This is a genomic window from Streptomyces sp. NPDC005393, assembly GCF_040606675.1.
GTDB lineage: Bacteria > Actinomycetota > Actinomycetes > Streptomycetales > Streptomycetaceae > Streptomyces.
Genome location: NZ_JBEXFG010000007.1, coordinates 45,376 through 65,962, shown reverse-complemented (window position 1 = coordinate 65,962; position 20,587 = coordinate 45,376). Strand labels below are relative to the sequence as shown.

The window sequence follows — 20,587 nt, the reverse complement described above, 5'->3', positions numbered from 1 at the left end:
CCACGCTAGAACCTCAGTAGCCCAGCGATATGGTCCATTTCCATGGAGGATTCACGGGCCACTCCAAAGGCGGAATCCGGGAAGGGGGCCGGAGCGCGGACGGAGTCCGGGGCCGGTCCGGGCGCCGATCTGCATCTTGATCTGCCGCGGGGCGGCGGGACCGGGGTGCGGGCCGCGCTGATCCGCTCCCTGCGCGATGCCGTACGCACCGGGCGGCTCGCCCCCGACACCCGGCTGCCCTCCTCCCGCTCCCTCGCCGCCGACCTCGGCATCGCCCGGAACACCGTCGCCGACGCCTACGGCGAACTCGTCGCCGAGGGCTGGCTCACCGCCCGCCAGGGCTCGGGCACCCAGGTCGCCCGGCGAGTCGTCCCGCCCGAGCCCGCGCCCCCGCGCACGCCCACGGCCGCCGCCGTGGCCGCCGGCCGGCCCGCCTACGATCTGCGGGCCGGCTCGCCCGATGTCTCGGCCTTCCCCCGCTCCGCCTGGCTCTCCGCCGCCCGCCGCGCCCTGACCGCCGCGCCCAGCGACGCCTTCGGCTACGGCCGGCCCGCCGGGCGGCCCGAGCTGCGCCGCGTACTGGCCGACTATCTCGCGCGCGCCCGTGGGGTGCGGGCCGCGCCCGAACAAATCGTGGTCTGCGGGGGGTTCGCCCAGGGGCTCGCGCTGCTCAGCAGGGTGCGGCGGCAGGCCGGATGCCGGTGGATGGCCGTCGAGTCGTACGGGCTCGACATCCACTGGAAGGTGATGCGCCGGGCCGGGCTGCGCACCGTACCCCTGCCGGTCGAGCGCCACGGCGCCCGCATCGGCGAGTTGGACCGGCTCGCGGAGGTACGGACCGTCACTCTCACCCCGGCACATCAGTTCCCGACGGGCGTCTCCCTGCACCCCGACCGCCGCGCCGCCGTGGTCGACTGGGCCTCGCGGACCGGCGGACTGGTGCTGGAGGACGACTACGACGGGGAGTTCCGCTACGACCGCCAGCCGGTCGGGGCGCTGCAGGGGCTCGACCCCGAGCACGTCGTCTATCTGGGCACGGCGAGCAAGAGCCTGGCGCCCGCGCTGCGGCTGGCGTGGATGGTGGTGCCGGACCATCTGATGGACGACCTCCTGGCGGTCAAGGGGACGGGGGAGTGGCAGTCGAGTGCGCTGGACCAGCTGACGCTCGCGGAGTTCATCGACTCCGGCGCGTACGACCGCCATGTGCGCGGTATGCGGATGCGCTACCGGCGCCGCCGCGATCAGCTGGTCGCGGCGCTCGCCGAACGCGCCCCAGGGGTCCGCGTCACGGGCATCGCGGCCGGACTGCACGCGGTGCTCGAACTGCCGCCGGGGACCGAGCGGTCCGTGGTGCAGGGCGCGGCCTGGCAGGGCCTGGCCGTGGATGGCCTGACCCGCTTCCGGTACCAGGACGAGAACGGGGCCGGGGCGAACGGGGCCGGGGCCGAGCGCGGGACGGGTCAGCCGCAAGAGCAGCCGGACGCGCTGGTGTTCGCCTATGGGACCGCGCCCGACCACGCCTTCACGGGCGCGCTGGAGGCGCTGTGCCGCGTCCTCCCCTAGAGAATTGGGCGCGCTGGCGGCGGCGCTCACCTCCTGCGGCTCGGAGCCGGACAAGCGCTGTGTGGACCCGGAGCCGGGCGGCGGGGCCCGGCATATGGGTGTCGGCGGGGCTGATCACCGACGAGTACGCGTGCTTTGTGCCGCATGTGACCGAGCGCTCCGGGTTCACTCCGCGAGCACCGCCCTGAGCTGATCCAGACCCCACTCCAGATCCTCCTTGCTGATCACCAGGGGCGGGGCGATCCGGATCGTGGTGCCATGGGTCTCCTTGACCAGCACCCCGCGCTCCATGAGCCGCTCGGAGATCTGCCGCCCGGTGCCGAGCGACGGATGGATGTCCACCCCCGCCCACAGCCCCCGCCCCCGCCCCCGCACCTCCTGAACCCCGTCTCCGAGGAGCAGCCCGAGCTCGCGGTGGAGCAGCTCGCCCAGCTCCGCCGCCCGCCGCTGGAACTCACCCGTCCGCAGCATGGCGATGACCTCCAGCGCGACGGCGCAGGCGAGTGGATTGCCGCCGAAGGTCGAGCCGTGCTCACCGGGCCGATGGACCCCGAGGACCTCCTCGGAGGAGACCACCGCCGACACCGGCACCACACCCCCGCCGAGCGCCTTGCCCAGCAGATAGACATCCGGGACCACGCCCTCGTGCTCACAGGCGAAGGTCTGGCCCGTGCGCCCGAGGCCCGACTGGATCTCGTCCGCGATGAACAGCACATTCCGCGCCCGGGTCAGCTCCCGCACCCGGGCCAGATAGCCGGGCGGCGGCACCAGCACACCGGCCTCGCCCTGGATGGGCTCCAACAGCACGGCGACCGTCTCCTCGGGGGCGGCGTCGAGCGCCGCCTCCATCGCCGCCGGATCGCCGTACGGCACGATGTCGAACCCCGGGGTGAAGGGGCCGTGGTCCGCGCGGGCCGTCGGGTCGGTGGAGAAGCTGATGAGGGTGGTCGTCCGGCCGTGGAAGTTGTTCTCGGCGGCGATGATCCTGGCCCGGCCGTCCGGCACACCCTTGACCCGGTAGCCCCATTTGCGGGCGGTCTTGACCGCCGTCTCGACCGCCTCCGCCCCCGTGTTCATCGGCAGCACCATCTCCATCCCGCACAGCTCGGCGAGCTCGGCGCAGAAGGCGCCGAAGCGGTCGTGGTGGAACGCCCGCGAGGTGAGGGTGACCCGCTCCAGCTGCGCCGTGGCGGCGTCGATCAGCCGCCGGTTGCCGTGCCCGAAGTTGAGCGCCGAGTATCCGGCGAGCAGATCGAGATAGCGGCGGCCCTCCACATCGGTCATCCAGGCGCCCTCGGCGGACGCGATGACGACCGGCAGCGGATCGTAGTTGTGCGCGCTATGGGCCTCGGCGGCCGCCACGGCGCGCTGCGCGGGGTGCTCTGTCGGGGACACCACGGACTCCATTCGCTATCGGAGCTGATCAACGCTCCTTACTCATAGGCGGCTGGACACCCCCTAGAGTGGGGGTGCGCACCGTGACTGGCGAGCCGAGCGTGGAACCGACCACGAGGAAGCGGTGCGCGGCCACAGCGCCACGAGGTGCCGCCCGCCTGGGCACCCCGGGAGCACGACCGGACAACCACCGATCGCCCCGGAGGACACCATGAGCCTGCCCCTCTCCCATCCCGCCCTGTCGGCCGCCGACCCCGAACTCGCCGCCCTCGTCGGCGCCGAGGAAGTGCTGCAGTCCGAGACCCTGCGGCTGATCCCCAGCGAGAACTATGTCTCCGGGGCCGTCCTGGAAGCCTCCGGGACGGTGCTGCAGAACAAGTACAGCGAGGGCTATGCCGGCCGCCGCTACTACGAGGGCCAGCAGGTCATCGACCAGGTCGAGACCCTGGCGATCAACCGGGCCAAGGCCGTCTTCGGCACCGAGCATGCCAATGTCCAGCCCTACTCCGGTTCGCCCGCCAACCTTGCCGTCTATCTGGCCTTCGCCCGGCCCGGCGACACCGTGATGGGCATGTCACTGCCGATGGGCGGCCACCTCACCCACGGCTGGGGCGTCTCCGCGACCGGCGCGTGGTTCCGCGGTGTCCAGTACGGGGTGCGCCAGGACACCGGCGCCATCGACTTCGACGAGGTGCGCGATCTGGCCCGCAAGGAGCGGCCGAAGCTGATCTTCTGCGGTGGCACGGCCGTGCCCCGCACCATCGACTTCGCCGCCTTCGCGGAGATCGCCCGCGAGGTGGACGCGGTGCTCGTCGCCGATATCGCGCATATCGCCGGGCTGATCGCGGGCGGCGCCCACCCCTCGCCGGTTCCGCACGCCGATGTCATCTCCACCACCACCCATAAGACGCTCCGGGGTCCGCGCGGCGCGATGCTGATGTCGCGCGAGACCCATGCCAAGGCCATCGACAAGGCCGTCTTCCCCGGGCTGCAGGGCGGTCCGCACAACCAGACCACCGCCGCCATCGCGGTGGCCCTGCACGAGGCCGCCCAGCCCTCCTTCCGTGACTACGCCCACGCCGTCGTCGCCAACGCCAAGGCCCTCGCCGAGGCGCTGCTCGCCCGCGGCTTCGACCTGGTCTCCGGCGGCACCGACAACCATCTGATCCTGATGGATCTGACGCCCAAGGAGGTGCCGGGCAAGGTCGCGGCGAAGGCCCTGGACCAGGCCGGGATCGTGGTGAACTACAACACCGTCCCCTTCGACCCGCGCAAGCCCTTCGACCCGTCCGGCATCCGGATCGGCACCCCCTCCCTGACCTCGCGGGGCCTCGGCACCGACCACATGCCCGCCGTGGCCGACTGGATCGACCGGGGTGTGACCGCCGCGAAGACCGGTGACGAGGCGGCCCTCATCAAGATCAGGGCCGAGGTCGCCGAGCTGATGGAGGCCTATCCGGCCCCCGGTCTGCCGATCGGCTGACGCCGCCCACGGGGCCCTGCCCGGCCTCCAGGCCGGGTAGGGGCCGCCACCACTGCTCCTCCCGGATCCGGTCGCCGACCACCGGCACGGGCACCGGCGCCGGCAGGCCCACGATCCGCGCCAGCACCCGCTCGACCACCGTCTCGCCGCCCCCCGGCGACACGCCGGCTGCCGACCCCGGCGACACGCCGTCCGCCGACGGCCCGCCGGGCGGCGGTCCCTCCAGCGCGCGCCCGAGCGCCCGCAGCTCCTCCGGCAGCCCTTCCCCGGCCATCTCCTCCCCGCCTCTCTTCTTTGATCGCCTTGCCGGCCGCCTTGCCGGTCTCCGCGACGACCGCCTCGCCGGCCGCCCCGTCCTCGGGCCCCAGCAGCTGCTCCAGCCGCTTCAGGGCGCGGCTCAGCCGCGATTTCACCGTGCCGCGCGGCCAGCCCAGCGTCTCCGCGGTCTCCGCCTCGTCCAGATCCAGCAGATAGCGGCAGATCACTACGTGGCGCTGCGGCTCGCTCAGCTCCTCCAGGGCGGCCATCAGCCGGGCCCGCCGCTCGCCCGCCATCGCCACGGCCGCCGGATCGGCCGACTCCGGTATCACCGGCTCGGCCCCGGCCAGCGCACCTTCCCGGTCGACCGCCGTACGCAGCCGACGCGCCGAGCGCACCGCGTTACTCGTCTCGTGGGCGACGATCCGCAGCAGCCACGGCCGGAACGCCGCCCCGCCCCGGAATCTGCCCAGTGCGAGATACGCCTTCACAAAGGCGTCCTGCACCACGTCCTCCGCGTCCGCACCCGCCCCGAGCAGCACCGCCGTGCGCAGCGCGATCGGCGCATGGGCCCGCATCAGCTCCGCGTACGCCTCGGTATCCCCGGCCCGCACACGCGCGATGGTCCTTGCTTCGTCCCGCGCGATGAGGTCCCCCTCCCGCGCCCCCTCCTCAGTCCTCACATCTTTCATACACCGGCGGACGGAGTCTGGTTCCACACCTGAGAGAATGGGTGCCATGGCCCTCGATCGTCCCCGTGCGCTCTCCGGTATCCAGCCCACCGCAGGCTCGTTCCACCTCGGGAATTACCTCGGTGCGATCCGGCAGTACGTCGCGCTGCAGGAGACCCACGACGCGTTCTACACCGTGGTCGACCTGCACGCGATCACCGTGCCGCAGGATCCGGCGGAGCTGCGCGCCAACACCCGGCTCGCCGCCGCCCAGCTGCTCGCCTCCGGCCTCGACCCGGACCGCTGCACCCTCTTCATCCAGAGCCATGTGCCCGAGCACGCACAGCTCGGCTGGGTGATGAACTGTCTCACCGGCTTCGGCGAGGCCTCCCGGATGACCCAGTTCAAGGACAAGTCGGCCAGGCAGGGCGCCGACCGGGCGACCGTCGGCCTCTTCACGTACCCGATCCTCCAGGTCGCGGACATCCTGCTCTACCAGGCCAACCACGTCCCGGTCGGCGAGGATCAGCGCCAGCACATCGAGCTCACTCGCGATCTCGCGGACCGGTTCAACGGCCGCTTCGGCGAGACCTTCACCGTCCCCGCTCCGTACATCGTCAAGGAGACCGGGAAGATCTACGACCTGCAGGACCCGTCGATCAAGATGAGCAAGTCGGCGTCCACCCCGAAGGGCATCGTCAACCTCCTCGACGAGCCCAAGGTCTCGGCGAAGAAGATCAAGAGCGCGGTGACCGACCTCGAGACCGAGATCCGCTTCGACGAGGAGAAGAAGCCCGGCGTCAGCAATCTGCTGACCATCTACTCCACCCTGACCGGCACCCCCATCGCCGAGTTGGAGCGCAGGTACGAGGGCAAGGGTTACGGCGCGCTCAAGACCGACCTCGCCGAGGTGCTGGTCGAGTGGGTGACGCCGTTCCGCGAGCGGACCCAGGAATACCTGGCGGACCCGGGGACGTTGGACGGAATCCTGGCCAAGGGAGCCGAGAAGGCCCGCGCCGTCGCCGCCGAGACGCTGGCCCTCGCCTACGAGAAGGTGGGCTTCCTGCCCGCGACGCACTGAGCGCCGTCCGCGCCGCGCCCGACGCCGCCCGGTGAGCGCGGCGCGCCGCGCACACGTACGGATACGGACGCCCGAAGACAGCGGTACACCGCGGCTGGACCCCCTGACCAGGGGGTCTTCGGCCCTGTGTGTCGAAGGACCGAGGAACCTAGCCGCGAACGCGGCGCAGCCGCCACACTGACACGGGTGCGGATGGCTTGAAGCCCAGCAGCCCGGGAGGGCCAGGAGGGAGAACGCAGTGGGGACCGTAACGCTCGGCGTTTCGATCGCGGTCCCGGAGCCGTACGGCAGCTTCCTCCAGAAGCGGCGCGCCGGCTTCGGGGACCCGGCCGCTCACGGCATCCCCACCCACGTCACCCTGTTGCCGCCGACCGAGGTCGACGCCTCCGCGCTGCCCGCCGTCGAGGACCATCTGGCCCAGGTCGCGGCCGAGGGGCGGCCGTTCCCGATGCGGCTGGAGGGGACCGGCACCTTCCGCCCGCTCTCGCCGGTCGTCTACGTCAAGATCGTCGAAGGCGCGGAGGAGTGCGCGGCGCTGCAGGAGCAGATCCGGGTGGAGTCCGGGCCGTGCGCTCGCGAGCTGCAGTTTTCGTACCACCCTCATGTCACGGTCGCGCACGGCATCGACGAAGAGGCGATGGACCGGGCGTTCGCGGAGCTGAGCGACTACGAGGCGGCCTGGACGATCACCGGATTCGCCCTCTACGAGCAGGGGGCGGACGGGGTGTGGCGGCTGGACCGCGAGTACCCCTTCGGGTCGGGCGAGCCGCCGGAGAGCGCCTCGCCCGTGGTGCCCCGTCAGGCCGATCTCTCCCGCCCGGCCGCTCCCTCCGTGTAGCCGATCAACGGCCGGCCGCCGGCGATCGGCCGCGCCGGCCTCCGCTCAGCCCTCCGGCCTCCGCTCAGCCCTCCGGCCTCCGCTCAGCCCTCCGGCCTCCGCTCAGCCCTCCGGCCTCCGCTCAGCCCTCCGGCCTCCGCTCAGCCCGGCAGCCGGCGGAAGACCGCTCGGGGCAGATGCCGGAGGACGGACATCACCACGCGCAGCGCGCCCGGTACCCAGACCGTCCCGGAGCTCCGCCGCAGCCCCTCCTCGATGGCCTCGGCGACCGCCTGGGGCGTGGTGGCCAGCGGCGCGGGCCGCATCCCGGCCGTCATCTTGGTACGGACGAAGCCGGGGCGCACCACCATCACATGGACGCCCGTGCCGTGCAGCGCGTCTCCCAGCCCCTGGGCGAAGGCGTCGAGCCCCGCCTTGCTGGAGCCGTAGATGAAGTTCGCGCGGCGGGGGCGCTCGGCGGCGACCGAGGAGAGCACGACGAGCGAGCCATGGCCCTGGCGGCGCATGGCGTGGGCGCAGACCAGGGCGGCGGAGACGGCCCCCGTGCAGTTGGTCTGGATGACGCGGACGGCCGCCGGCGGATGGGTTTCGTCGTGCGCCTGCGTGCCCAGGACGCCGAAGGCCAGCAGCACCATGTCGATGTCGCCCTCGGCGAAGACCTTGCCCAGCGTCACCTCGTGCGTCTCGGGGGCGAGGGCGTCGAAGGGGACCGTAAGGGTGTCGGCGCCGAGGTCCCGCAGCTGCCGCGCGGCGGACTCCAGGGCGGGGGAGGGACGGCCGGCCAGCCAGACGGTGCGGGTACGGCGGGTGATCAGGCGGCGGGCGGTCGCCAGCGCGATCTCGGAGGTACCGCCGAGGACGAGCAGCGACTGCGGGGAACCGAAGGCGTCCTTCACGGGCGGCCCTGCCTTTCGTGTGCGCTGTAGGGAGCCGGGGGGCTCTCAGGGGGTATGAAGAGCTGCGGGTTCTAGAGGGACAGCCGGCGGGCCAGGTCCGAGGTGAAGACCCCGCGCGGGTCGAGCGACCGCCGCAGGGCGCGGAAGTCGGGCAGCCGCGGATACATCGCGGCGAGCAGTTCGGGCCGCAGCCGGGCGTCCTTGGCGAGGTAGACCCGGCCGCCCGCGCCCGCCACCACCTCGTCCAGCTCGTCCAGGAAGCCGCCGAGGCCCGGCAGGTGGGCGGGGATGTCCAGGGCCAGCGTCCACCCGGCCATCGGGAACGACAGCCAGCCCGGGTCGGCCTCCCCGAACCGCTTGAGCACCGCCAGGAAGGACGGGCAGCGGCGCCGCGCGATCCGCCGCACGATGGCGCGCAGCGCCTCCTCCTGGCCGTGGCCGACGACGAACTGGTACTGCACGAAGCCGCCGCGCCCGTAGATCCGGTTCCAGTGCGGAAGGCCGTCGAGCGGATGGAAGAAGGCCGGGATCGGCTGGAGCTCGCCGATCCGCAGCCGGGGCGCCCTGCGGTACCAGAGCTCGTTGAACAGCCCCACGGTGGTGCGCGAGAGCAGCCGCTGGGGGATGCGGCGCGGGGCCGGGGGCAGCCGTCCCGGGCGGAAGGCCAGCGGGGAGCCGTGCGGGCTGCCACGCCCCCGCACGAGGGCGTCCAGCGGGGCGTGGTCGCCGCGGGTGAGGACGGACCGGCCGGTGGCCGCGCCGCGCGCCAGGAGGTCGATCCAGGCGACCGAATAGCGGTAGCGGTGGTCGGTGGCGGCCAGACGGGCCATCAGATCGTCCAGATCGGACGCCCGTTCGGTGTCCACCGACATCAGTGAGGTCTCCACCGGCAGCAGGGCGAGGGTCGCGGAGAGCACCACACCGGTCAGCCCCATGCCGCCCGCCGTGGCCCGGAAGAGATCCGTGCCGGGGTCGAGGGCGCGGATCGCGCCGTCCGCCGTAAGGAGCTCAAGGGAGCGTACGTGCCGGGTGAAGGAGCCGGAGACATGGTGGTTCTTGCCGTGGATGTCCGCGCCGATCGCGCCGCCGACCGTCACCTGGCGGGTGCCGGGGGTGACGGGGACGAACCAGCCGAGCGGCAGCAGCACCTCCATCAGCCGGTGCAGGCTGACGCCCGCCTCGCAGACGACCTCGCCGCGCACGGCGTCGATCGTGCGGATGCGGTCCAGTGCGGTCATGTCGAGGACGGCGCCGCCCGCGTTCTGCGCGGCGTCCCCGTACGCCCGGCCGAGCCCGCGCGCGATACCGCCGCGTGCGCCGTGCTCCGCGCAGCCGCGCACCACCTCGGCGGCCTCCTCGTAGCTGCGCGGGCGCAGCAGGCGGGCCGCGGCGGTGGGGGCGGTACGTCCCCAGCCGGTGAGCGGCGCGGCCGGGGCGGCGACGGCGGACATACGGATGAACGTATCTCCCGGTATGCGGCGTATGAAGCTCTTGCGGGCCTGCCTCGCATTCCTCACCAAAAAGAGTGATTAACAGAGTGTTGGGCGCCGGAGTCCCGGCTGACGCCCCGTCGGCGGCGAAAGTCATGAGGGAAGAATCCCCGCGCCCGAGACCGGGCACCGACCGAGAAGAGGTGGCCGTGCTGTCCCCCACCGGCCTGGACCGCCGACTGCTCGTGGCCCTGCGCGCCCGCGGCACCGACGCGCGCGTGGCCGCCGTGGCCCGCGCGCTGTCCCTGGGCGGCGAACACGGCGCCCTGTGGCTCGCCGCCGGGCTCCTGGGCGCCGCGCGCTCCGCGGGCGACCCCGTGCGGCGCGGCGCCTGGCTGCGCGGCACCGCCCTGGTCGGCACCGCACACCTGACCAGCATGGTCCTCAAGCGTGTCGTACGCCGCCCCCGGCCCCGGCTGCCCGGGGCCGTGCCGCTGGTGCGCACCGTAGGGCGGCACTCCTTCCCCAGCGCGCACGCGGCGTCGTCGGCCGCGGCGGCGCTTGCCTTCTGCACGCTGGGGCCCGCCGGGCTGTGCGTACCGCCCCTGGCCGTCGCCGTCTGTGTATCGCGCCTGGTCGTCGGGGTGCACTATCCGACGGACGTGGCGGCCGGCGCGGCCCTCGGCGCGCTCATCGCCCGGCTGGGCACCGTAGGGACGCGCGGACCGTACAGCGGCGGCGCTCGCCATGGCTGATCCCATGACCCTGCTGGAGGAGCCGCCGCCCACCCCAGCCACCACCGGCACGGCGCGGGCCAGGGGCGTGCGGCTGCCGCTGGGGCTGCTGCTCACCGCGCGCCCCCGGCAGTGGATCAAGAACCTGCTCGTCACCGCCGCCCCGGCCGCCGCCGGGGCGCTCGACTCGCCCCAGGTGGCGGCCCGCCTCGCCGTCGTCTTCGTCCTGTTCACCGCCGCCGCCTCGGCCGTCTATCTGGTCAATGACGCCCGTGACGCCGAGGCCGACCGGGCCCACCCCGACAAGTGCCGCCGCCCCGTGGCCGCCGGGCAGGTGCCCGTGCCCGTCGCGTACGCCACGGGCACGGCGCTGGCCCTGCTGGCGCCGGTCGGGGCCGCGCTGCTGTGCAACCCGGCCACCGCCGCGCTGATCGCCGCGTACGTCGTCATGCAGCTCGCCTACTGTCTGCGGCTCAAGCAGGTGCTGGTGGTCGATCTCGTCGTCGTCACCACCGGCTTTCTGATGCGCGCCATGGTCGGCGGAATCGCGCTCGGCATCCCGCTCTCCCGCTGGTTCCTCATCACCACGGGGTTCGGCGCGCTCTATATGGTCTCCGCGAAACGCTATTCCGAGGCGCTGCTCACGGCCGGAAGGCCCGGTGCGGCGGCGGGGGAGACGCGTGCCCTGCTCGGCGAGTACACCGTCGGATATCTGCGGTTCGTGTGGCAGCTGGCGGCCGGGGTCGCCGTGCTCGCGTACTGCCTGTGGGCGCTGGAGACCAAGGGCGCGCACCATGGGCTGCTGCCCTGGCGCCAGCTGTCCATGGTGCCCTTCATCCTCGCCGTGCTGCGCTACGCCGTCTTCGCCGACCGCGGCACCGCCGGCGCCCCTGAGGACGTACTGCTGCGCGACCGCCCCCTGGCGGCCACGGCGCTCGCCTGGATGGCGCTGTACGGATCGGCGGTCGTCGGGCTGTGACCTGCGCGCCGCCGTCGCGGGCCCGCCCGGGGGTCCGGGCGCGGATGCGGGCGCGGGTGCGGGGGATGCTGCCCGAGCTGACCGGGTTCGCGCTCGCCGGGGCCGCCGCCTACGCCGCCGATCTGGGGCTGTTCCTGTGGCTGCGCGGGCCCGTCGGGCTTGGCCCGCTCACCGCCAAGGCGCTGTCGTTCATCGCCGGGTGCACGGTCGCCTATCTCGGCAACGCGATCGGTACGTACCGCCGTCGCGCCGCCGCCCTGGGGGCCTCCGTACGCCGTGCCCGCCAATACGCGGTCTTCTTCGCGGTAAACCTGGCGGGTGCCGCCGTCCAGCTGCTGACCCTGGCCGTCTCGCACTACGGGCTGGGGCTGACCTCCGAGCGCGCGGACGCCGTCTCGGGAGCGGGGATCGGGATGGTGCTTGCTACCTGTCTGCGGTTCTGGGGAACCCGAACGTTGGTCTTCCGCGCCGCCCGTCGGTGCGCCGAGGAGTAGAACCGCGCAGAAGGGTAGTTGCTGATCATGGAATGGTTGACCCGGCTGCCGCTCGTCGGCCCCGCGATCGCATGGGTGATGCGCACCCACGCCTGGCGCGCGTACGAACGGCTGGATCGCGTCCACTGGAGCCGGCTGGCGGCCGCGATCACTTTCATCAGCTTTCTCTCCTTCTTCCCGCTCATCGCCGTCGGGGCGGCCATCGGCGCCGCGACGCTCAGCGAGACGCAGATGCACCAGCTGCAGAAGAAGATGGCCCAGCAGATCCCCGGGATCTCCGGCCAGTTGGACCTGGGCGGCCTCGTCCAGAACGCCGGCACCATCGGGGTCGTCGCGGGCGCGCTGCTGCTGTTCACCGGCATCGGCTGGGTGGGCTCGCTGCGCGAGTGCCTGCGCGCCGTATGGGAGCTGGAGGAGGACCCGGGCAATCCGGTGGTACGTAAGCTCAAGGACGCCGTCGTCCTGCTCGGCCTCGGCGGCGTCGCCCTCGCCTCCTTCGCCGTCTCCACGCTCGCCGCCACCGCCGTCGGGCGGGTCGCGCATCTCCTCCACATTCCCGAGAACGGGGGCGGCGGCTGGCTGCTGCGGATCGCCGCGTTCGCCATCGCCGTCGCCGCGGACTTCCTGCTGCTGTGCTACGTGCTGACCTGGCTGCCCGGGGTGGAGCCGCCGCGCCGGACGGTCGTCGTCGCCGCGTTCATCGGAGCGATCGGCTTCGAGCTCCTCAAGCTGCTGCTGAGCAGCTATCTGCGGGATGTGGCGGCCAAGAGCATGTACGGCGCGTTCGGCGTGCCCATCGCGCTGCTGCTGTGGATGAACTTCACCGCGAAACTCACGCTGTTCTGCGCCGCGTGGACCGCCACCCCGCCCGCCGACAAGGCCGACGCCTCGGCCGAGTGGGCGGCCGAGGCCGACAAGGCCGGAGGGTCCGTCACGCCCGACGGACCCCCGGCGGCGGCGTAAGGCGGGGCTCAGTGGCGCGAGCGCCGCCGCACCAGCTCCGGTAGGGGCCAGCGGCGGTGCACCGCGAAGGCCACCGCGCCCAGCAGCGCCAGCGAGCCGCCCGTGATCCCGGCCGCGGTCCACATACCGCCCGAGCCGCCGTGGCCCGGTGAGACGGACGCCTGCGCGTGCTCGTCCGACGACTTCTTGCCGGCCGGCCCATTGCTCTGGCTCGCACTCGCCGCGCCCGGCCGGACGAGGGTGCCGACCGGATTCACCGAGTCGCCGGCCTTGAAGCCCCAGTCGAAGAGCTGCGCGGTCTCCTTGTAGACCTCGCTCGGCGCCGCCTTCTGCGGATTCATGACCGTGACCAACAGCACCCGGTTGCCGCGCTGGGCGACCCCGGTGAAGGTGGAGCCCGCGTTCGTCGTGTAGCCGTTCTTGACTCCGGCGGTGCCCTTATAGGGCTTGATGCTGAATCCGGTCAGCAGCCGGTTGGTGTTCTGGATGCCGAAGCTCTCGCGCGTCTTCGCGCCGTCCTTGCCCTTCTTGAACGCCCCGGGGAACTGCGCCGTCGCCGTCGAGCAGTACTCCCGGAAGTCCGCCTTCTGAAGCCCCGAGCGGGCGAAGAGCGTGAGGTCGTACGCGCTGCTGACCTGGCCCTTCTCGTCGTAGCCGTCCGGCGTGACGACGTGGGTGTCGCGCGCGTTCAGCTGCTTGGCGTGCTCCTGCATCTCCTGCACGGTCGCCGGGACGCCGCCGTTCATCGCGGACAGGACGTGCACCGCGTCGTTACCCGAGCGCAGAAAGACACCGAGCCACAGGTCGTGCACCGTATAGGTGTAGTTCTCCTTGACCCCGACCAGGCTGCTGCCCGCGCCCATCCCCGCCAGGTCGGACGGCAGCACCTTATGGGCCTGCGTCTTCGCCAGCTTCGGCAGCACGGTGTCCGCGAACAGCATCTTCAGGGTGGAGGCGGGCGGCAGCTGCCAGTGGGCGTTGTGCGCGGCGAGCACATCACCCGACTCGGCGTCCGCCACCAGCCAGGACTTCCCGCTCAGCCCCCTCGGCAGCGCGGGCGCCCCCGGCTTCGCGTCCACCTGAGTGCCGGGCCGGCCGAGCCGCTCCCCGCCCACGGTGGACATCTGGGCGGGAGGCCTCGGGGTCTCGCTGCCCTCGGGGCCGCCGGTCTGGTCGGCGGCTACCGCGGGCGCGGCGCTCAGCAGGCTGGACAACAGGACGACGGCGGCGGTGGCCAGCGGCGTTGCGCCGCGGCGGGCGGGGGTGAATGAAGATGTCGGCACGCTGGTGAACGTACCTGGCGCCTTGGCGGACGGTGACAGCACCGCCGACGTACGGGGCCCGGGCCCCCGCGTGGAGGTATCGGAGGACCTGTCCATACTGGAAACCATGAAGCTCAGCCGCCCCGTGTCCTGGTTCCTGCTCGCCTTCGGGGTGTGGAGCTGGGTCATCTGGTTCACCTTTGTCAAAAACTTGTGGAAGGACGCCAGCGGACTCGCCTTCGACGACTCCGGCGATCCCACCGCGTACTTTTGGGTGCATCTGCTGCTCGCGATCACGTCCTTTCTCTTGGGGACGGCGATCGGGGTGATCGGGTTCCGTGGTCTGCGCGCTCTGCGGGGGAAAGACGCCTCCGAGTAGCCGTTCCAGGCAGTCGCGGGGCCGCGAGCCCGCAAGGGGAGGACCGGGGATGGTCGTGCTCTACGCCCTGATCGCACTGGCCGTCATCGGTCTGCTGGCAGGTGTGCACGGGTATCTGTGGCGCCGGCTCGTCCGGGACACGACGACGCGCGGCGGCTGGGCACGGCGTACGGGTACGGTGGCGGCATTCGTGCTGCCGCTGGTCAGCGTCGGAGCGCTGATCGCGGGCCGGGCCGGCTTCGCGCTCCAGCGCGCGCTGGCGTGGCCCGGCTATCTGTGGGTCCTGTACCTGTACCTGTACCTGACCCTGGCCCTGCCGACCGGGGAGGCGGTACGGCCGCCGCCACGGAGGTGGCTGGAGCGGCGCGCCCGGCGTCTCGTGGACGGCAGCGTCGAGGACCTCGGCCCCGCCGCCAAGCCGCTGCGCGCGCTGCGCTCGCGCCACGGCTCGTATTTCGTCACCAGGAAATTGGTCTGAACACACTGCCCGTGTGCAGTCCATCGCGATGCCTGTGACCTGCGAATAAGCGGGGGCGCCTATGGGTGACGCCCCCCGCTTCCTGCTGCCGGGCCCGGGTGATCGACTGGCCGGGGTGATCAGCGGCCGATCGACTTCATGCCTTGGTATGCCTCGCGTGGGTCTGACGCCTCAGGTAGCTGCCGGGCCTTCACTACCTCCAGCGCTCGCCAGTGGTTCGAGGGCACCACGCGACCGCTCAGTATGGCCTTTGAAGCCGCGTCACATGCTTCGTCCATGCGGTCGTCTTTCAGCAGGACCAAAGCAAGATCAATGTTGGCTGACGCGACTCGGCGCGGCCGAGAGCCTTGGTCAGAACTCCCGGGCCGCCACGACACGGTTCTCGGGCGGCCGTGCGGCGCGGGAGTGCGGCAGCGCGGCGTTGCGCACCCCCGACAGCCTCTCGTGCGGCCCCAGCCCCTCCGGATGGCGCAGGGTGCGCAGCGCGTACGTCGCGACCCCGGCGAGCGCGGCCAGCGCCATCAGCAGCTCCCCGGGGTAGAGGGCAGCGAGCGTCGCCGCCTCGCGGCCGTCCGCCCGGCGGGCCGTGGCGATGAGGCCGGGCAGTGAGGGGTCGTACGACAGCACCGCCATGGCCAGGAACAGCCCCGCCAGCAGCGGCAGTGCCGCCACCCCGAGCACCAGCGCCCGCACGGTCAGCCGCCAGGGCGCGAGCGGGCCGCCGTCAAGGGCCTCCAGCCGCAGCAGCAACAGCCGCTTGCCCGGTGTCGCGCCGGTCGCCATCGGCTGGAGGACGAACCACGCCACGAAGACGCCGACGGGCGCCCAGCGCGCGTAGCCCATGAAGCCGGTGGACGCGAGGACGCCCGCGGTGACGGTGGACGTCACCGCGTACCCGGCCAGATCGACCACCAGCGCCACCGTCCGCCGTCCGAACGGCACCGGACGCACGGCCAGCGCCCGTCCGTCCAGCGTCTCCAGCGCGGGCAGCACCCGCGCCACCGGCCCGGCGACGAGCCAGCCGGCCACCGCGCCCGCCGTGTTGACGAGCAGATCGTCCACATCGAAGAGCCGGTACGGGCAGTCGTAGACGCCCCACACCCCGGTCCACTGCGTCAGCTCGAAGAACAGGGAGACCGCAAGGCCGATCCCGGCGGTGGCGCGCAGCCCGCCGCCGGAAGTGATAGCGCAGGAAGACGCCGAGCGGCAGAAGCAGCAGCAGATTGAAGAGCGTTCCGGCGACGGCGGGGTTCTGGAGCACCAGTGCGTTGGCGTCGACCTTATGGTGCGCCTCCTTCCAGATGTCGCCGAAGGTGTTGCCCGGTGTCCACTGCGGACGGGCGACGACGGCGTACCGCGCGCACATGTCGGTCCGCTTCGGCAGTGGCACGACCGTCATGCAGAAGGCGGTGAGCCCGTAGTACAGGAAGCCGTACAGCGACAGGGCTCGGCCGGGGGACATGACGCCATGGCGGCGGTAGAGGACGACGGCTGTCGGCAGCAGCAATAACAGCGCGAGCAGCGGGAAGAGGGCGGCGGCCGTTTTGATCGGCAGGAGATGGGCGTGGGCCATGCGCGGCACTATACGTGATGTGTATACCTAGAGTGTATAGAGCCATGTGAGGAGCCGTCAGCGGACAGCGGCGGACCTCAGCCGGCCGTCTCCTCAAAGGACGTCAGAAAGATGTCGAGCGCCCGCTTGTTCTCAGCGGAGTTCCAGACGTCCGCCGGAGTCGTCCATCTGATGGTGAATCCCCGGCCACCGCCGACGAGGAAGCCGCGGCCGAACGTGCGGAATTGGTCGCTTCCCACGGCGGAGGACCATTCGATGTCGGCGGCCTTCCACCCGCGATAGTCGACCCTGCGGATGTCGTCGACCCGCTGGAAGCCGGGGGAGAGCTTCTGCAGCGAAGGCACCAGGCGCTGCCAGCCGTCGACGGGGTCGGACTCGGGGCCCTTCCCGAAGGTGACGACCAGACTGCGCGCGTCGCCGTCGGCGGCGAACTTGAGGTGGTAGCGCGAGCCGCTGGTGACCCGCTTCCAGCCCTTGGGCAGATCGATGGAGAACCCGGCGGAGCCGGCATAGCGGTAGTACCCCGGCGGCGGGTCGTCGGCAGCGCCGGATGGGGAGGGGGAGGACGGCGCCGGGGTCTCGCGGGGGAGGCTCGGGGTGGCACCGCGGGGCGGGGGCGCGGAGGGCGCGGCGCCGGAGGCGCGGTCATCGCCCCCGGTCAGCCAGCCGCTCGCGGCCAGGGCCACCAGCGAGGTGGTGAGGGCCAGCGCGCCCACGGCCACCGCCAGGGCCCGGACTCTCCGGCCGTCGCGTTTGCACGCCGGCGGCCACCACGATTCGTAGGTGCCGCGCAGCCAGGGGAGCCGCGGTCCGGTTCGGGCGTCGGCCGGCCGGTCCTGGTTCAGGATGCGTTCCAGCGCCTGGCGCACCACCGGTTCGGTCAGCCGCTCCTGCGGATCCTTGCGCAGCAGGCCGTGGATCGACTGGGTGAGCGGCCCGGCGTTCGGCGAGGACGGTACGGGTTCCTGGTCCACCGCGCTCAGCGTCGCCTCGATCCATCCCCGGTCGCGGTAGGGCGGGCGGCCCTCGACCATCGCGAAGAGGACCGCGCCCAGCGACCACAGGTCGGAGGCGGGGGTTCCGGCGTCCCCCCGCGCCTGCTCCGGGGAGGCGTACGACGGGTCGGTGACCGGCAGGGAGGGGTCCGTGCCGGTGGGGCCGAAACCGGTGAGGACGATCTCGCCGTCCGGGAGGAGCAGCACCCGCGCGGGGTGGAGGTCGCCGTGGGTGATGCCCTTGTGGTGGGCGGCCTCCAGCACGCCGAGCAGCCGCAGGCCGATAGCGGCGGCCCGGACCGGCTCTAACGGGCCGTCCTGGTCGAGCACCTGGCTCAGCGGACGGCCACCGGTCATGGGCCGGCCGGATCCTGGCTCTTGCTCGCGCTCTTGCCCGCCGGTCATGGCGTCACCCCTGTTTCACGCGCCCCATCAGCCTTTCCCCGGAGGTACGTACCAAGACCGGCGCTTGCTCAACGGGTGCGGCGCATGCTCACGGGGTGACAGACGGGACGGGCCCGCCCCCGAATCGGGGGCGGGCCCGCATCAGCGCGTCCGAGGAGCGCGAGGCTCAGAAGCGACGCGTGATCAGCGCGCGCTTCACCTCCTGGATGGCCTTGGTGACCTCGATGCCACGCGGGCACGCGTCGGTGCAGTTGAAGATGGTGCGGCAGCGCCAGACGCCGTCCTTGTCGTTCAGGATCTCCAGCCGCTGCTCACCGCCCTCGTCGCGTGAGTCGAAGATGAAGCGGTGCGCGTTGACGATCGCCGCCGGGCCGAAGTACTGGCCGTCGTTCCAGAACACCGGGCACGAGGAGGTGCACGCGGCGCACAGGATGCACTTGGTGGTGTCGTCGAAGCGCTCGCGGTCCTCGGCGGACTGCAGGCGCTCGCGCGTCGGCTCATTGCCCGTCGTGATCAGGAAGGGCATCACATCGCGGTACGCCTGGAAGAACGGCTCCATGTCCACGACCAGGTCCTTGAGGACCGCGAGGCCCTTTATGGCCTCGATCGTGATGGGCTTCTGCGGGTTGATGTCCTTGATCAGCGTCTTGCAGGCCAGCCGGTTGCGGCCATTGATCCGCATGGCGTCGGAGCCACAGATGCCGTGGGCGCAGGAGCGGCGGAAGGTCAGGGTGCCGTCCAGCTCCCACTTGATCTTGTGGAGGCCGTCGAGGACGCGCTCCTTCGGATCGATGTCGATCTGGAAGTCCTCCCAGACCGCCTGGTCCGAGACCTCCGGGTTGAAGCGCCGGATCCGGAAGGTGACCGTGATCAGGTGCGAGGCGGTGGCGTCGGCCGCCTCCGGCGCCTGGTCGGGCTTCTCAAGCGTGGGGGTGCTCATCAGTACTTACGCTCCATCGGCTGGTAGCGGGTCTGCACGACCGGCTTGTAGTCGAGGCGGATGGACTCGGCGCCGTCGGCGCCCACCTCGCGGTACGCCATGGTGTGCCGCATGAAGTTGACGTCGTCGCGGTTCGGGTAGTCCTCGCGGTAGTGGCCGCCGCGGGACTCCTTGCGGGCCAGCGCGGAGACGGCCATGACCTCGGCAAGATCGAGAAGGTTGCCCAGCTCGATGGCCTCCAGCAGGTCGGTGTTGAACCGCCTGCCCTTGTCCTGGACGCTGCAGTTCTTGAAGCGCTCGCGCAGATGGCCGATCTCCTCGACGGCCTCCTTGAGCGTCTGCTCGGTGCGGAAGACCATGACGTTCTTGTCCATGGTCTCCTGCAGCGCCTTGCGGATCTCGGTGACCCGCTCGGTGCCGGTCGCATCGCGCAGGTTCTCGACCTGGGAGCGGACGAACTCGGCCGGCTCCTCGGGGAGCTCGACGAAGTCGGCCTTGGCGGAGTACTCCGCGGCGGCGATGCCGGCGCGGCGGCCGAAGACATTGATGTCGAGCAGCGAGTTGGTGCCGAGCCGGTTGGCGCCGTGCACGGACACGCAGGCGACCTCACCCGCGGCGTAGAGCCCCGGCACGACGGTGTCGTTGTCGGCGAGCACCTCGCCCTGGACGTTGGTCGGGATGCCGCCCATCGTGTAGTGCGCGGTCGGCTGGATCGGGATCGGGTCCGTGTACGGCTCGATGCCCAGGTACGTCCGCGCGAACTCGGTGATGTCGGGCAGCTTGGCGTCCAGCTGCTCCGGCGGGAGGTGGGTCAGGTCCAGGTAGACGTGGTCGCCCTCGGGGCCGCAGCCACGGCCTTCGCGGATCTCCGTGTAGATGGAGCGGGAGACCACATCGCGGGAGGCGAGGTCCTTCATGACCGGCGCGTACTTCTCCATGAAGCGCTCGCCGTCCTTGTTGCGGAGGATGCCGCCCTCACCGCGGGCGCCCTCCGTCAGCAGGATGCCCATGCGCCAGATGCCGGTCGGGTGGAACTGGAAGAACTCCATGTCCTCCAGCGGCAGCCCGCGCCGGTACGCGACCGCCTGGCCGTCACCGGTCAGGGTGTGCGCGTTGGAGGTCACCTTGAAGAACTTGCCGCAGCCGCCCGAGGCGAAGATCACGGCCTTCGCCTGGAAGACATGGAGCTCACCGGTGGCCAGCTCGTAGGCCACCACACCGGCGGTGCGCTTGACCCCGTCGACCTCGGTGAGCAGCAGGTCCAGGACGTAGAACTCGTTGTAGAACTCCACGCCCTCCTTGACGCAGTTCTGGTACAGCGTCTGGAGGATCATGTGGCCGGTGCGGTCCGAGGCGTAGCAGGACCGGCGGACCGGGGCCTCGCCGTGGTTACGGCTGTGGCCGCCGAAGCGGCGCTGGTCGATGGTGCCGTCCGGGGTCCGGTTGAACGGCAGGCCCATCTTCTCCAGGTCGAGGACCGAGTCGATGGCCTCCTTCGCCAGGATCTCGGCGGCGTCCTGGTCGACCAGGTAGTCGCCGCCCTTGATCGTGTCGAAGGTGTGCCACTCCCAGTTGTCCTCCTCGACGTTGGCGAGGGCGGCGGCCATGCCGCCCTGGGCGGCGCCGGTGTGGGAGCGGGTCGGATACAGCTTGGTGAGCACGGCGGTACGGCTGCGCTTCGTCGACTCGATGGCCGCGCGCATGCCGGCGCCGCCGGCGCCCACGATGACGGTGTCGTACTTATGGATCTTCATGAGTGGATACCTCAGC

The 20,587-nt window shown here is 71.8% G+C and carries 19 protein-coding genes, 1 pseudogene and 1 riboswitch; of the genes and pseudogenes, 11 read left to right on the top strand and 9 right to left on the bottom strand.

Annotated elements, in window-relative coordinates; genetic code table 11:
- Positions 1–42: 42 nt before the first annotated feature.
- The gene (locus tag ABZS71_RS09445) at positions 43–1,563 is read left to right on the top strand and encodes a PLP-dependent aminotransferase family protein (protein ID WP_356208592.1); all 1,521 of its coding nucleotides are present in this window, start codon (positions 43–45) and stop codon (positions 1,561–1,563) included.
- 165 nt (positions 1,564–1,728) lie between these two features.
- Here the strand turns inward: ABZS71_RS09445 and rocD are convergent, their stop codons facing one another.
- Positions 1,729–2,970 (bottom strand): ornithine--oxo-acid transaminase, encoded by a 1,242-nt coding sequence (rocD, locus tag ABZS71_RS09440; protein ID WP_355844856.1) that lies wholly within the window; start codon positions 2,968–2,970, stop codon positions 1,729–1,731.
- Between the two features lie 61 nt (positions 2,971–3,031).
- A riboswitch (ZMP/ZTP riboswitch) is annotated at positions 3,032–3,129 on the top strand.
- A 40-nt stretch (positions 3,130–3,169) separates the two neighbouring features.
- Here rocD and glyA point away from each other — a divergent pair.
- On the top strand, positions 3,170–4,441 hold the full coding sequence (gene glyA / locus ABZS71_RS09435) for a serine hydroxymethyltransferase (protein WP_356208591.1): 1,272 nt from the start codon (positions 3,170–3,172) through the stop codon (positions 4,439–4,441).
- Between the two features lie 362 nt (positions 4,442–4,803).
- On the opposite strand, the pseudogene ABZS71_RS09430 reads toward glyA, so the two are convergent.
- A pseudogene (locus ABZS71_RS09430) lies at positions 4,804–5,391 on the bottom strand (sigma-70 family RNA polymerase sigma factor); the annotation flags it as partial.
- Positions 5,392–5,437: 46 nt separating this feature from the next.
- Here ABZS71_RS09430 and trpS point away from each other — a divergent pair.
- On the top strand, positions 5,438–6,451 hold the full coding sequence (gene trpS, locus ABZS71_RS09425; protein WP_355844850.1) for a tryptophan--tRNA ligase: 1,014 nt from the start codon (positions 5,438–5,440) through the stop codon (positions 6,449–6,451).
- A gap of 238 nt (positions 6,452–6,689) precedes the next feature.
- On the top strand, positions 6,690–7,289 hold the full coding sequence (locus tag ABZS71_RS09420) for a 2'-5' RNA ligase family protein (protein ID WP_356208589.1): 600 nt from the start codon (positions 6,690–6,692) through the stop codon (positions 7,287–7,289).
- Positions 7,290–7,429: 140 nt separating this feature from the next.
- On the opposite strand, the gene ABZS71_RS09415 is transcribed toward ABZS71_RS09420, so the two are convergent.
- Together ABZS71_RS09415 and ABZS71_RS09410 are read right to left on the bottom strand one after the other, a co-directional pair.
- On the bottom strand, positions 7,430–8,185 hold the full coding sequence (locus ABZS71_RS09415; protein WP_355844844.1) for a decaprenylphospho-beta-D-erythro-pentofuranosid-2-ulose 2-reductase: 756 nt from the start codon (positions 8,183–8,185) through the stop codon (positions 7,430–7,432).
- A 71-nt stretch (positions 8,186–8,256) separates the two neighbouring features.
- A complete protein-coding gene (locus tag ABZS71_RS09410; RefSeq protein ID WP_356208588.1) occupies positions 8,257–9,636 on the bottom strand; it encodes an FAD-binding oxidoreductase in 1,380 nt (459 codons plus the stop codon).
- Between the two features lie 134 nt (positions 9,637–9,770).
- Between ABZS71_RS09410 and ABZS71_RS09405 the strand changes: the two genes are divergently transcribed.
- The 4 genes from ABZS71_RS09405 to ABZS71_RS09390 are packed head-to-tail and all read left to right on the top strand — an operon-like array spanning position 9,771 to position 12,785.
- Positions 9,771–10,370 (top strand): phosphatase PAP2 family protein, encoded by a 600-nt coding sequence (locus ABZS71_RS09405; protein ID WP_356208587.1) that lies wholly within the window; start codon positions 9,771–9,773, stop codon positions 10,368–10,370.
- A complete protein-coding gene (locus ABZS71_RS09400) occupies positions 10,363–11,328 on the top strand; it encodes a decaprenyl-phosphate phosphoribosyltransferase (RefSeq protein ID WP_355844835.1) in 966 nt (321 codons plus the stop codon). The genes ABZS71_RS09405 and ABZS71_RS09400 overlap by 8 nt, the downstream gene beginning before the upstream one ends.
- A gap of 44 nt (positions 11,329–11,372) precedes the next feature.
- A complete protein-coding gene (locus ABZS71_RS09395) occupies positions 11,373–11,822 on the top strand; it encodes a GtrA family protein (RefSeq protein ID WP_356208703.1) in 450 nt (149 codons plus the stop codon).
- 27 nt (positions 11,823–11,849) lie between these two features.
- On the top strand, positions 11,850–12,785 hold the full coding sequence (locus ABZS71_RS09390; RefSeq protein ID WP_356208585.1) for a YihY/virulence factor BrkB family protein: 936 nt from the start codon (positions 11,850–11,852) through the stop codon (positions 12,783–12,785).
- 8 nt (positions 12,786–12,793) lie between these two features.
- Here ABZS71_RS09390 and ABZS71_RS09385 read toward each other — a convergent pair whose 3' ends face one another.
- Positions 12,794–14,068 carry a D-alanyl-D-alanine carboxypeptidase gene (locus ABZS71_RS09385; protein WP_356208584.1) on the bottom strand — a complete coding sequence of 425 codons (1,275 nt, stop codon included), beginning with the start codon at positions 14,066–14,068 and terminating at the stop codon, positions 12,794–12,796.
- A 106-nt stretch (positions 14,069–14,174) separates the two neighbouring features.
- Between ABZS71_RS09385 and ABZS71_RS09380 the strand changes: the two genes are divergently transcribed.
- A complete protein-coding gene (locus ABZS71_RS09380; RefSeq protein WP_355844826.1) occupies positions 14,175–14,426 on the top strand; it encodes a hypothetical protein in 252 nt (83 codons plus the stop codon).
- A gap of 49 nt (positions 14,427–14,475) precedes the next feature.
- Entirely contained in the window at positions 14,476–14,904 is a 429-nt protein-coding gene (locus ABZS71_RS09375) for a hypothetical protein (RefSeq protein ID WP_356208583.1), read from the top strand.
- 351 nt (positions 14,905–15,255) lie between these two features.
- Here the strand turns inward: ABZS71_RS09375 and ABZS71_RS09370 are convergent, their stop codons facing one another.
- Positions 15,256–16,005 carry a VanZ family protein gene (locus ABZS71_RS09370; protein ID WP_356208581.1) on the bottom strand — a complete coding sequence of 250 codons (750 nt, stop codon included), beginning with the start codon at positions 16,003–16,005 and terminating at the stop codon, positions 15,256–15,258.
- Positions 16,006–16,172: 167 nt separating this feature from the next.
- On the opposite strand from ABZS71_RS09370, the gene ABZS71_RS09365 reads away from it, so the two are divergent.
- Positions 16,173–16,325, top strand: a complete 153-nt coding sequence (locus tag ABZS71_RS09365; RefSeq protein ID WP_356208580.1) for a hypothetical protein — start codon at positions 16,173–16,175, stop codon at positions 16,323–16,325.
- A 229-nt stretch (positions 16,326–16,554) separates the two neighbouring features.
- Here ABZS71_RS09365 and ABZS71_RS09360 read toward each other — a convergent pair whose 3' ends face one another.
- From ABZS71_RS09360 to sdhA, 3 genes are all read right to left on the bottom strand, one after another.
- Positions 16,555–17,829, bottom strand: coding sequence for a serine/threonine-protein kinase (locus tag ABZS71_RS09360; RefSeq protein WP_356208579.1), 1,275 nt, complete (start codon positions 17,827–17,829; stop codon positions 16,555–16,557).
- A 214-nt stretch (positions 17,830–18,043) separates the two neighbouring features.
- Positions 18,044–18,817 carry a succinate dehydrogenase iron-sulfur subunit gene (locus ABZS71_RS09355; RefSeq protein WP_356208578.1) on the bottom strand — a complete coding sequence of 258 codons (774 nt, stop codon included), beginning with the start codon at positions 18,815–18,817 and terminating at the stop codon, positions 18,044–18,046.
- The gene (gene sdhA, locus ABZS71_RS09350) at positions 18,817–20,571 is read right to left on the bottom strand and encodes a succinate dehydrogenase flavoprotein subunit (protein ID WP_355844817.1); all 1,755 of its coding nucleotides are present in this window, start codon (positions 20,569–20,571) and stop codon (positions 18,817–18,819) included. Before sdhA ends, ABZS71_RS09355 begins: the two co-directional genes overlap by 1 nt.
- Between the last annotated feature and the right edge of the window lie 16 nt (positions 20,572–20,587).